Source organism: Streptomyces sp. G5(2025), assembly GCF_049542075.1.
Taxonomy (GTDB): domain Bacteria; phylum Actinomycetota; class Actinomycetes; order Streptomycetales; family Streptomycetaceae; genus Streptomyces.
This window is the reverse complement of sequence record NZ_JBMUZT010000006.1, coordinates 4081641-4093048: the sequence shown is the minus strand read 5'-3', so window position 1 is coordinate 4093048 and position 11408 is coordinate 4081641. Positions and strand designations below refer to the sequence as shown.

Genomic DNA, 11408 nt, shown 5'->3' with positions numbered 1-11408 from the left:
GAGCGCGCCGCTCCGCACAGGTTCCGTTCGTCCGCGCCGCGAGCCCGGTTCGAGGACCCGGGTGTTGCATCGGCTCGCCGAAACCGAACGCATTCCCACTACCTTCGAGGAGCCGGTATGGCGGACGAGACGACCGAAGTACTCATCGTGGGCGGCAGCATGGTGGGCCTCGCCCAAGCCCTGTTCCTCGCCCGGCAGGGCATCCGGCCGCTGCTGGTGGAGCGGCACGCGGAGATCTCGGCGCACCCCCGGGCGCAGGCCGCGAGCCCGCGGACCATGGAGCTGCTGCGTGCGCTCGGCCTGGAGGACGCGGTACGGGCGCGGGAGAACCCGCACGCCCAGTACGGCGACATCCTCCAGGCCGAGTCGCTCACCGGGACCGAACTCGGCCGGTTCGACGGCCCGTTCCGCCACGACCCGAACGACGTGGGCACCACCGGTTGGACCCTGATCGGGCAGGACCGGCTCGAACCGGTGCTGCGGGAGCGGGCCGAGGAGCTCGGCGCGGACATCCGATTCGCCACCGAGATGACGGGGTTCACCCAGGACGCGGAGGGCGTCACGGCCGTCCTGCGCGATGCGGGGGACGGCTCCGAGCGAACCGTGCGGGCGCGGTACCTGGTCGCGGCCGACGGCTCACGGGCGCCGATCCGCACCTCGCTCGGCATCGGCCATCACGGGCAGGGCGTGTTCGGCCGGCAGATGAACATCATCTTCCACGCCGACCTCGACCCGTACGTGGCAGGGCGCACCTTCTTCCTCTGCTTCGTCAGCAACCCGGCCGTCAAGGGCGTACTCGGCAAGCTCGGCGGCGCGGACTCCGACCGCTGGGTGCTCGCGCCGAGCCTGCCGCCCGGGGCCGATCACCGTGCATACGGCACCGAGGACTGCGTGGAACTGGTGCGGGCCGCCGTGGGGGTGCCCGATCTTCCGGTCGCGGTGGAGTCCGCGACGAGCTGGGAGATCGCCGCCTGGGTCGCGGACGGCTTCCGCTCCGGACGGGTGCTGCTGGCCGGTGACTGCGCGCACGTCATGCCGCCCACCGGAGGGTTCGGCGGCAACATGGGAATCCAGGACGCGCACAACCTGGCCTGGAAGCTCGCCCGGGTGCTGCGCGGGGAGGCCGGTCCCGGGCTGCTGGACACCTACGAGCAGGAGCGGGCGCCGGTCGCCGAGTTCACCGTCGACCAGGGTGTCATCCGCTACCTCCAGCGCAGCGGCCTCGACGAGGCGGCCGCGGCCCGGCACCGTCCCGAGACCACGGTGCTGTTCGGCCATGTGTACCGATCGGACGCCGTCATCGTCGAGGCAGGCGACGAGGATACCGCCGTGGTCGAGGACCCGACCACGCCTAGCGGCCGCCCCGGCACCCGCGCTCCCCACCTCTCCCTGGTCCGTCAGGGCAAGGAGATCCCGCTCCACGACCTCCTCGACGGCGACTTCTGGCTCCTCGCCGGCCCGAGCGGCACCGCCTGGCAGGAGCCCGCGGCCACGCTCGGCCTGTCCTTCCACCGCGTCGGCGCGGAGGAAGTCCCCGAGGTCGTCGAGCGCTTCCTCACCCGCTACGGCGTCCAGGACACCGGGGCGGTCCTGCTCCGCCCGGACGGCTTCATCGCCTGGCGCGGCACCGACCTGCCGGAGCACCCCGCCAGGTCCCTGACGACCGCCCTCGACACGGTGCTGCACCGCACAGCCCCTTGAGGTTTCGCCCGCGCACACCACGGCCGCGGCGCTCCAAGACGGAGCACCGCGGCCGTGGTGTGCGCGGAGCGCCCTTTCCGGAGGCGAACGCCTACGCCCGGTCCAGGACGGCCCGCAGTGCCGCGATCGCCGCGCGGTCGACCCGCCCGCCGCGCCCCGCGGTCGTACGCCACCCGACGAACCCGTCGGGCCGTACCAGAACCGCCCCACCGGCCGACAGCCCGTACCGGCGACGGAAGGACCCGTCCTGGTCCCACAGCCTGGTGCCAAGGCCGATGCGGACGACCTTCAGGCCGACACCGAGGCGGGCCGCCTCCTTCTCCACCGCGCCGGTCCACCGCCCCGCCATCTCGTCCACGAGCAGCGTGAACCCGTCGCCGTACAGATCGATGACGGACACCGGCCCCTCGGGACCGTCGAGCTGGAGGTGCGGGGCGCGCGCCCCGGGCCGGGCCCCGGGATGCGCGGGGTCCTCCACGATCGAGTCGGGCGCCCCCTCCTCCACGGCGAAGGCGCCGGAGCGGTAGCAGTATCCGAACGTCATGGTCGTCTCGTCCAGCAGCTCCCCGGCGACCTCCTGGTACTGCTTGCCCTCCCGCACCGCGAACCGCAGCATGGCCTGCCGGACGGTCTCCTCGGCCACCGGCCGCCGCTCGGCGTCGTAGCTCTCCAGCAGCTTGGGACCGGCCGTGCCGGACAGCACCATGGCCAGCTTCCAGGCGAGGTTGTACGCGTCCTGGATGCCGGTGCTGGCGCCGAACGCCCCGGTGGGCGGCATCACATGGGCGGCGTCACCGGCGACGAACACCCGGCCGGTCGCGAAGGTGTCCGCCACGCGCGCGGAGATGTCCCACGCGGGCATGTCCACCGACTCGATCTTCAGCGGCAGATCGGGCACCCCGACCGCGGCCCGCACCAGGGCGGTGCAGCGCTCCTCGGTGAAGTCCTCGGCGCGCTGGCCCCGGTCGGGGAAGAAGGAGACGTTGATGACCCAGCGGCGGTCGTTGTCGATGGGGATGATCGTGCCGCGTACCTCGGGGTTGTTGACGTACGCCGCGATGATCCGGCGGCCGCGCAGCGCCTCGGTCAGGTCGGCCTCGAAGAAGAAGCTGACGAGGTTGGTGATGGTGCCCCGGCCGTGCGCCCCGATGTCCAGCATCTGGCGCAGCGGGCTGCGACTGCCGTCCGCCGCGATCACGTAGTCGGCATGGATCTGCGCACTCGCCCCGGTGGACAGGTCTGTGGTGCTGACCAACACCCCCTCCGCCTCCTCCTGCAGCGCATCGACCCGGGTGGAGAAGCGGACGTCCGCGCCGGCCTCGACGGCCCGCTGCCGCAGAATCGGCTCAAGTTGGTTCTGGTCGATCAGCGTCCACTGGGTGGGGCTGATCCGGCCGATGTCCTCCGGGGAGGCGTTGGGCATCCGTACGCGTTCCTTGCCGGCGAGGCTCTCGACGTGCACCAGGTCGGTGTTGCCGGAGATGGGGGAACGCCCGGCACGTACCCGCTCCTCCATGCCGACCGCGCGGTACAGCTCCATGGTCCGCGGGTTGATGGCGCGGGCCTTGGGGTGGGTGGAGGTGTCGGGGTGACGTTCCACCAGGGTGGCGGAGACGCCGTGATGGGCGAGGAAGACGGCTGCGGACAGTCCGGTCAGCCCGCCTCCGACGATGAGCACGGGGGTCCGGTGCGGCTTCATGCTGCCTCCTTGTGGGCGGTGACCAGGGTGTGGGTGCCGAGCAAAGGCTGCGCGTCGTCGTCCGTGAACCCGGCCCCGAGCAGCCAGGCCCGGCAGTCCGCGACCCGGTACTCGGAGCCGTCGGGGCTGACCAGCCGCATGTGCAGGCTGCTGAGCAGCCGCTCCGGATCGCTGCGGTCGTCGTCGATCATCCGGTCGTAGACGAGGACCGTGCCGCCGGGCCGCACTGCCTCGAAGACCCGGCCGAGCAGCTCGCGCCGCCGAGTGGTGTCGAAGCCGTGCAGGATGTGGCCGAGGACGACGACGTCGGCCGGCGGGATCGGGTCGGTGAAGAAGTCGCCGCCGGCGAAGGCGACCCGGTCGGCCAGGCCGAGGCCGCCGATGTGCTCGGTGAACAGCGGCCGTGTCCGCTCCAGGTCGAAGCAGGTCGCCTGCAAATGCGGGTGCGCCCGTACCAGGACGGCCGCGAGGTTGCCGCGCGCGCCGCCGAGGTCGACGAACGAGAAGTGGCGGCCCCAGTCGAGTCGCCGGGCGAGTTCGGTGCCCATCCGGTCGCTGTACGCGTCGAGCCCGGCCAGGAACCGCTTCATCTTGGCGCGGTCCTTGTGCCGGTCCCCGACGAAGCCGCCCTTGTCCGAGTCGAGGTGCTGGGGCTCTCCGGAGCGCAGCGCTTCGGTGAGCCGGCCCCAGGTGCCGTACAGCGTCTCGTTGGTGAGCTCGACGAAGCCGCCGAGGTACGAGGAGGAGTCCGGCACCAGATAGGCCCGCGCCAGCGGGGAGTTGCGGTAGCGGCCCTCCGTGCGCTCCAGCAGACCGAGCCCGACCAGGGCGTCCAGGAAGTCCGGGACCATGCGGTGGTGGGTGCCGGTGCGCCGGGCCAACTCGGCCGCGTCGGCCGGGCTTTTGGCGAGCGCGCCGAACACGCCGAGGGTCACGGCGCTGTGCAGCACCTTGGCGGCGCAGTCGGCAATGGTCAGCCGGATCAGCGGTCCGGGGTCGACCACCGGGGCCGTCTGCGGGTCTTCGGTCGTTGTCACACGAGCCTCCTGGTCTGCCTCTGCCTGTTCTTCGGCCTGCGTCCTGCGTCGTACGGCTGTGCAGTGCCGACGATGGTCGCGAGCCGTCGATTCGGGCTCGAAGGGCGCTGAAGGGCGACCGGGGCACGGAGGCCCGACGTACGTGAGCCGCCCTCCCGGGTGGGAAGGCGGCTCGCGGGCGGTGGATGAAGAGGGGTCAGTTCCCCTCGGCGGCTGCCTCGTGATCCTGGTGGTCCTCGCCGCGCAGCGGGAGGTTCTTCATCGTCAGGGCGGCCAGCAGCCCCAGGAGGAGGACCGGTACGGCGGTGAGGAACACGGGCGTGAGCGCGGCGGCGTACGACTGCTCCACGGCGTTGCGCACGGGCTCGGTGAGCCGGTCCAGTGTCTCGGTCGAGTTCAGCGCGTCGGGGTCGATGCCGCGCAGCGCGTCCGCGGGCGTCCGCTCGGCGATCTCCTCGGTGAGCCGGTTGTAGAAGATCGAGGCGAACAGGGAGATGCCCACGGTGGTGCCCAGTTGCCGGGCGAAGGACACTGTGGCGTGGACCGCGCCGATGTCGTCGCGGGGCGCGGTGTTCTGCGCGGCCATGGTCAGCACCTGCATGTTCAGTCCGGCGGCGACGCCGAAGACCAGCATGTAGCCGATGACCACGGCACGGGAGGTCCCGGTGTCCATGGTGGCCAGCAGCAGCGCCCCCACGATGCCGATGGCCATGCTGAGCACGGGGTACCACTTGTAGCGCCCCGTCTTGGTGATCGCTGCGCCGCTGATGACGGAGGAGGCGACCAGGCCGAACATCATGGGCAGCAGCACCACACCGGACATGGTCGGGCTGGCTCCGGTCACGACCTGGATGTAGATGGCCAGGAAGTTGACCGAGCCGAGGAAGACGATGCCCGCCGCGACGCTCACCAGCACGCTGACGCTGAAGGTGGAGTCTCGGAAGAGGTGCAGCGGGATGACGGGTTCGGCGGTGCGGCGCTCGGCGGCGATGAACGCCACGGCGAGCAGCACCGCGCCCGCGGCGAGCGCGAGGATTCGCCAGTCCAGCCACTCGTACTTCACTCCGCCCCAGCTCGCGGCCAGGGTGAGTGCGACGATCGCGGCGCTGAGCAGGACGAAGCCGGTGTAGTCGATGTGCGCGGGGCGCTCGGCGCGGGGCAGGTGCAGACAGGTGGAAACCAGCACCAGGATCACGACGCCCACGGGCAGATTGATCAGGAAGACCCAGTGCCAGCTCAGCAGGTCGGTGAGCCCGCCGCCGACGGCGGGCCCGGCCAGCGCGGCGAGCGCGAAGACGATGCCGAAGAGGTTGAAGTACTTGGCGGCCTCACGCGGGTTGAACAGCTCCCCGATGATGGCGAGCACGGAGACGAAGAGGCCGCCGGCGCCGATGCCCTGTACGGTGCGGAACAGGATGAGCTGGTCCATGGACTGGGCGGCGCCGCTCAGCGCGGAGCCGGCGAGGAACACCGCGACGGCGATCAGGAAGATCTTCTTCCGGCCGAAGAGGTCGCCGAGCTTGCCGTAGACGGGCGTGGTGACGCTGGCGGCGATGATGTACGCGGTCGTCACCCAGGCGAACACGTCGAGACCGCCGAGGTCCCCGACGATGCGGGGCAGCGCGGTGGCCACGATCTGCGAGTCCAGCATGGCCAGGAAGACGGCCAGCAGGCAGGCAATGATGACGGGTCGGATCCGGGTCCGGGGTGGGGAGCCGACGGCGGTGAGCGGGCTGTCGGCCCCTGTGGCGCGGGAGGGCACGGTGATTTGCCTTTCGGGCTGGAGTGGGTGCCATCCCCGTCCCGCCGGTCGTGCTCGGCCGGCGTCATCTGCGGTGGGATCCGTCAGGGGATCGCTGTGGACTGCGGTGGAGTGCGCGTACGGCACGAGTGCCTCTCGTGCCGTACGGCGGGTGGCCGGCCCCGAGCGGGGGATGATCGCGACCGGCCACGTCGGTCGGGAGACGACGGGTCGCCGGTCTGCGTCAGGGGACGAGGACGACCTTGCCGAGCTGAGCCCGGGCCTCCATCAGTTCGTGTGCCTTGACGGCCTCGTCGAGACCGAGCCGATCGTGGACGATCGGGCGCACCTTGCCGGTGGCGATCATGTCGAGCAGGTCGCGCTGTCCCGCGGCGATGGCCTCGGGCTTGTTGTAGAGCATGGCGTAGAGAGCGAAGCCGGCCACGGTCTTCATCCGGCTGAGCATCAGCGGGTGGACGGGCTGGATGTCACCGCTGGCCGAGCCGTAGAAGACCAGCCGGCCGAACTGGGCGGTGAGGGCGACGCTCTTGGTGAGGATGTCGCCGCCGACGGTCTCCAGAACGACGTCCACGCCCCGGCCTTCGGTCGCTGCCCGGACCTGCTCGTCCCAGTCGTCGTCGGTGTAGTTGACGGTGACATCGGCACCGAGGTCACGGACGAAGTCCAGCTTGGCCTGGGTACTGGCGGTGGCGATCACCTTGCCGGCACCCATCGCCTTGGCGATCTGCACGGCGAGGTGGCCGACACCCCCGGAGGCGGCGTCGATCAGGATCGACTCACCGGGCTTGAGCTGGCCGGACTCCTTGATGGCGTGGTACGCCGTCTGGGCCGGGCTGGGCAGCAGGGTCGCCTCGGCGGCGTCCATGGTGTCCGGGATGGCCATGGCCCAGGCGGCGTCGGCGGTGACGTAGTCGGCGTAGGCGCTGTGGTCGACATCGACGACGATACGGTCCCCGACGCCGACGTGGGTGACGCCGTCGCCGAGTGCCTCGACGACGCCGGCGACATCGCCGCCGGGGGCGCCGGGCAGCGTGGCGTGACCGCCGATCGGGATGCCTTGACGGCGCTGGACCTCGGCGAACGTGACGCCGATGGCCTCGGAGCGGATCAGCACTTCGCCCGGTCCGGGCTGCGGCTTCTCCGCCTCTTCGACACGCAGCACCGAGGGGGCCCCGTGCTCGTAGTGGCGGACGATGCGCATGGTGTTCTCCCAACTAGGAGGTGTTGTCGAGCCGCGGACGCGTGATCGCGGCTCCGCCCAGGGTTCCGGGTTACATGGAGTGGATTACCGACAGCAATTACATGCCGTCGCGCATCTTTATTACATGCTCTTCAGCATGCAGTTGTCAAATGGCACATCGATGATTTGATGCATTGGCTGAAAGACGGTCAGGGAACGAGCACCACACGGCCGAGCTGGGAGCGCGACTCCATCAGCTCGTGCGCGGCCGCGGCGTCCTTCAGCGGCAGCTCGGCGTGGACGACGGGACGGACCTTGCCGGAGGACACCATGTCCAGCAGCTCCCGGGCGCCCTTGGCCATGACGTCCGGCTTCTCGCCCATCACGCCCCACATGCTGAAGCCCATGACGATGCGGTTGTCGAAGATGTCGGCGACCTCGATGGCCGGCAGCTCGCCGCCCGCCGCGCCGTACACCACCGTCCGCCCGAACTGGGCGGTGAGGTTCACGGACTTGGTGAGGATGTCCCCGCCGACGGTCTCCAGAGCGACGTCCACGCCCCGGCCACCGGTCGCGGCGCGCACCTTCTCGTCCCAGCCGTCCTCGCCGTAGTCGACGGTGACATCGGCGCCGAGCGACGCGGCGAAGGCCAGCTTCTGTGCCCCGCGGGCCGCGGCGATGATCTGCCCCGCGCCGAGCGTCTTGGCCATCTGGACCATCAGATGGCCGATACCGCCGGCCGCGGCGGTGATCAGCACGGACTCGCCGGGCTGGAGCTTCGCCGCCGTGACGATGACGTGGTAGGCGGTCTGGCCGGGAATGGGCAGCGAAGTGGCCTGGCCGGCGTCGATCCCCTCGGGGACGGCGAACAGCCAGTCGGCCTGGGTGACGACGTACTCGGCGTATCCGTCGTGGGCGACCCCGGTGACCACCCGGTCACCGACGCTCACCTGGTCGACGCCCTCGCCGACCTGCTCCACGACGCCCGCGACATCACCGCCCGGCGAGCCGGGAAGGGTGGCGGGACCGCCGACCGGGATGCCCTGACGGCGCTGGCACTCGGCGAAGTTGACCCCGACCGCCTCGGTGCGGATCAGCACCTGGCCGGGACCGGGGACAGGGGCGTCGGCCTCTTCGAGCCGCAGCACCGAAGGGGCGCCGAACTCGTGGTGTCGGACGATGCGCATGGACGTACTCCTCTTTCTCTCGCGTGCACTACGGCGATCTCCCGTGGCGTGCACGGCAGGGGTTTCTCTTGCGTGGGGTACGGGGTGCGGGATGGGGAACGAGTCCGGATCAGGCCGGTGTGAGCTCGACGAGCGAGCGCACCGGTCCCAGGCCGACCGCTCGGCGCAGCGAGAGCCCGGCCGCGGCCGCCAGCTCGCGCAGTTGCTCGGTGGTGCGCATCCGCCCGCCCAGATAGACGAGCATCCGCAGGTCCAGATCGGTCTGGTCGGTCTGTACGTCGAGCAGGCCCTCAAGGACCATGACCCGGCCGCCCGGACGGACGGCTTCGGCACAGCGCCGAAGGATTTCGGCCGCCCGGTCGTCAGGCCAGTTGAGCAGGACGTTGGACAGCAGATACACATCGCCGTCGGCGGGCAGCGGATCGAAGAAGCTGCCGACCACCGCACGGCAGCGCTCCTGGAGACCGGCGGCCGCGAAGTCCCGCTCGGCCGCCGCCGCGGGCCCCTCCAGGTCGACCAGGGTGCCCCGCGCGCCCGGGGTCGCGTCGACGACCGCCGCGAGCAGATCACCGCTGCCGCCACCCACGTCGACGACATGCCGTACACCCTGCCAGTCGCCCTGAGCCAACAGCTCGGGGAGGACCCAGCGCATGCTCGCCGCCATCCGCCGGGCGAAGGCCTCCGCGAGCGCGCCGTCCGACTCGACGTCCGTCCAGAACTCCTGCCCGTAGAGCGCGGAGTAGACGGGTGCGCCGGAGCGCACGGCGTCGAGCAGGCCGAACACCGCGGCCTCGCCCCGGCCGGTCGGGCCGTCCAGGCGGAGCCAGTCACGGCCCGAATCCGGGACGTCGTGGCGCAGCAGGCCGCCGAGCTCGGTCGGCTCGTAGCCTCCTTCGGGGAGCGTGCGGTAGATCCCGGCGTTCACCAGATGGCCGAGGAGACGGCCCAGAGCGGTCGCGTCCACCTCCGCGGCACGGGCCAGCGTCTCGACCGTCACCGCTCCGGCGGCCATGTGGTCCGACAGTGCGAGGGTGGCGGCCACTCTGATGGCCATGGGAGTGATCAGGTCGCTCTTCTCCAACAACTCCTGCGACCAGGGGGGATTGCTCACTTCGTCCTCTCACGCGCATCAGCTGTGTGGGGGGTGCGAAAGGCGCCACGTCGGCCGAGGGGGGGTGTCCCTTCGGCCGTCTCGGCCCCTTCGTCAGACGGTGCCGAACCAGGTGGTGACGGCTGCGGTCAGTGACTCCCGCAGCTCCGCCTCCGGCATGTCCCGGTCCGCGGCCCAGGCGACATAGCCGTCGGGGCGGACCAGCAGACCGGCCAGCTGCGGCTCCTCGGCGCACTCCGCCCGCACATGCTGGAGCCGGCCCGACCAGGAGACGCCCGCGGCCCACTTGTCGTACACCTGGCCGATCTGCGCGTCGCCGGTCAGGTCGAGCAGCACGCCGGTACCACGCTTCAGGTACTTGGGCAGGGGCCGGACGCCGTCCTCGGTCTTCAGCTCCAGGTCGCGGGCGAAGTCGCCGAGAAGCCGGTGCTCGGGGCCGTCGATCGGGTAGCGGACGGTGACGCCGCTGAGCATCTCGGCGAGGTGGCGGTTCACCTGCTCCTTGCGCATGAGGTCGGTGAACAGCTCGCGCAGCGGGGTGACATACGGGTCCGGGTTCATCAGCGCGATCTGCGCCCGGGTGTTGGCCAGCACCTTGCGGGCCGGGGCCTGACGCTCGTGGTCGTAGCTGTCGAGCAGGCCATCGGGGGCCCAGCCGTGCACCGCGGCGGCGAGCTTCCAGCCGAGGTTGAAGGCGTCCTGGAGGCCGAGGTTGACGCCCTGGCCACCGACCGGGAAGTGGGTGTGGGCGGCGTCGCCCGCAATCAGCAGCCGGCCCTCGCGGTAGCGGTCGGCCTGGCACGCGGAGTCGGTGAAGACGGAGAGCCAGCGCGGCGAGTGCGCACCGAGGTCGTCGCCCCAGATCTCGCGCAGGCTCGCGGTCAGCTCGTCCAGGGTGAGTTCCGCGCCGGGCTCCCGGTCGGCCTCGAAGTCGAACGTGGACACCCGGTGGTAGGTGTCGTCGAGCGGCACGCAGAACAGCAGACCACGTTCGGTGCGCTCCATGCCCATGGGAGCGTTCTCGCGGTCGGCGAGGATCACGTCACCGAGCCGGGCGGTGACCCGGCCGCCGGTGCCGGGGAAGGCGATGCCGGCCTCCCGGCGAACCAGGCTACGACCGCCGTCACAGCCCACCGCGAACCGGGCGCGCACGGTGTAGGTGCCGTCGGGGCCGGTCACCTCGGCCTCGACGCCGTCGGCGTCCTGGCGTATCGCGGTGACCTCGTGACCCCGCCGGATCTCGGCGCCGAACTCGGCGGCGCGCTCCTCCAGCAGGCGTTCGGTCCTGGTCTGCTCACAGAGCAGGGCGTAGCCATGGGCGCTGTCGAGGGTGGAGAAGTCGACCCACTCGTCCAGGCCGGCGAAGTGACCGTTGTTCCAGGAGCGGGCACCTTCGCGGAACCGCTTGAGCAGGCCACGCCGGTCGAGCGACTCCAGGGAACGGGCGTGCAGTCCGAAGGCCTTGGAGTGCGGCGTGCGCTCGGGAAGCCGCTCGAACACGACCGCTCGGACGCGGGAGATACGAAGTTCCGCGGCGAGCAGCATGCCGACGGGGCCCCCGCCGACGATCAGCACGTCGAAGTCGACGTCGGTGTCGTAGGAGATCTCGAAGTCGCGATCGGGCTCGGGGGCCGGGGGCGCGGGATGGGACATGGGGTCCTCCAATGGAACTGGGGCGTTATATGTTCGCGCACAGGTATATGCTTAATGTCATGCAGTAGATGGAGAGCA

At 71.0% G+C, this 11408-nt stretch carries 8 protein-coding genes; 1 reads left to right on the top strand and 7 read right to left on the bottom strand.

Translation table 11 applies throughout. From position 1 onward, the window contains the following. Window positions 1–117: 117 nt before the first annotated feature. The gene (locus ACOBQB_RS29390; RefSeq protein WP_423595853.1) at window positions 118–1701 is read left to right on the top strand and encodes an FAD-dependent monooxygenase; all 1584 of its coding nucleotides are present in this window, start codon (window positions 118–120) and stop codon (window positions 1699–1701) included. Between the two features lie 91 nt (window positions 1702–1792). Here the strand turns inward: ACOBQB_RS29390 and ACOBQB_RS29385 are convergent, their stop codons facing one another. The 7 genes from ACOBQB_RS29385 to ACOBQB_RS29355 form a co-directional block, all read right to left on the bottom strand. Beyond that, window positions 1793–3487 carry an FAD-dependent oxidoreductase gene (locus ACOBQB_RS29385; RefSeq protein ID WP_423598835.1) on the bottom strand — a complete coding sequence of 565 codons (1695 nt, stop codon included), beginning with the start codon at window positions 3485–3487 and terminating at the stop codon, window positions 1793–1795. After that, window positions 3397–4437, bottom strand: coding sequence for a methyltransferase (locus ACOBQB_RS29380; protein ID WP_423595851.1), 1041 nt, complete (start codon window positions 4435–4437; stop codon window positions 3397–3399). Before ACOBQB_RS29380 ends, ACOBQB_RS29385 begins: the two co-directional genes overlap by 91 nt. A gap of 196 nt (window positions 4438–4633) precedes the next feature. Next, on the bottom strand, window positions 4634–6199 hold the full coding sequence (locus ACOBQB_RS29375; RefSeq protein ID WP_423595849.1) for an MDR family MFS transporter: 1566 nt from the start codon (window positions 6197–6199) through the stop codon (window positions 4634–4636). A gap of 223 nt (window positions 6200–6422) precedes the next feature. Continuing rightward, a complete protein-coding gene (locus tag ACOBQB_RS29370; RefSeq protein WP_423595847.1) occupies window positions 6423–7400 on the bottom strand; it encodes a quinone oxidoreductase family protein in 978 nt (325 codons plus the stop codon). A 188-nt stretch (window positions 7401–7588) separates the two neighbouring features. Beyond that, window positions 7589–8566, bottom strand: coding sequence for a quinone oxidoreductase family protein (locus ACOBQB_RS29365; protein WP_423595845.1), 978 nt, complete (start codon window positions 8564–8566; stop codon window positions 7589–7591). A gap of 109 nt (window positions 8567–8675) precedes the next feature. Further along, window positions 8676–9677, bottom strand: a complete 1002-nt coding sequence (locus ACOBQB_RS29360) for a methyltransferase (RefSeq protein ID WP_423595843.1) — start codon at window positions 9675–9677, stop codon at window positions 8676–8678. A gap of 93 nt (window positions 9678–9770) precedes the next feature. Continuing rightward, complete coding sequence (locus ACOBQB_RS29355) at window positions 9771–11330, bottom strand: FAD-dependent monooxygenase (RefSeq protein ID WP_423595841.1); 1560 nt, start codon at window positions 11328–11330, stop codon at window positions 9771–9773. Window positions 11331–11408: the final 78 nt, after the last annotated feature.

Bases quoted from the DNA above. Each gene is read 5' to 3' on its own strand.
- ACOBQB_RS29390 (WP_423595853.1), top strand. From the start codon at position 118: ATGGCGGACGAGACGACCGAAGTACTCATCGTGGGCGGCAGCATGGTG.
- ACOBQB_RS29370 (WP_423595847.1), bottom strand. From the start codon at position 7,400: ATGCGCATCGTCCGCCACTACGAGCACGGGGCCCCCTCGGTGCTGCGT.
- ACOBQB_RS29365 (WP_423595845.1), bottom strand. From the start codon at position 8,566: ATGCGCATCGTCCGACACCACGAGTTCGGCGCCCCTTCGGTGCTGCGG.
- ACOBQB_RS29355 (WP_423595841.1), bottom strand. From the start codon at position 11,330: ATGTCCCATCCCGCGCCCCCGGCCCCCGAGCCCGATCGCGACTTCGAG.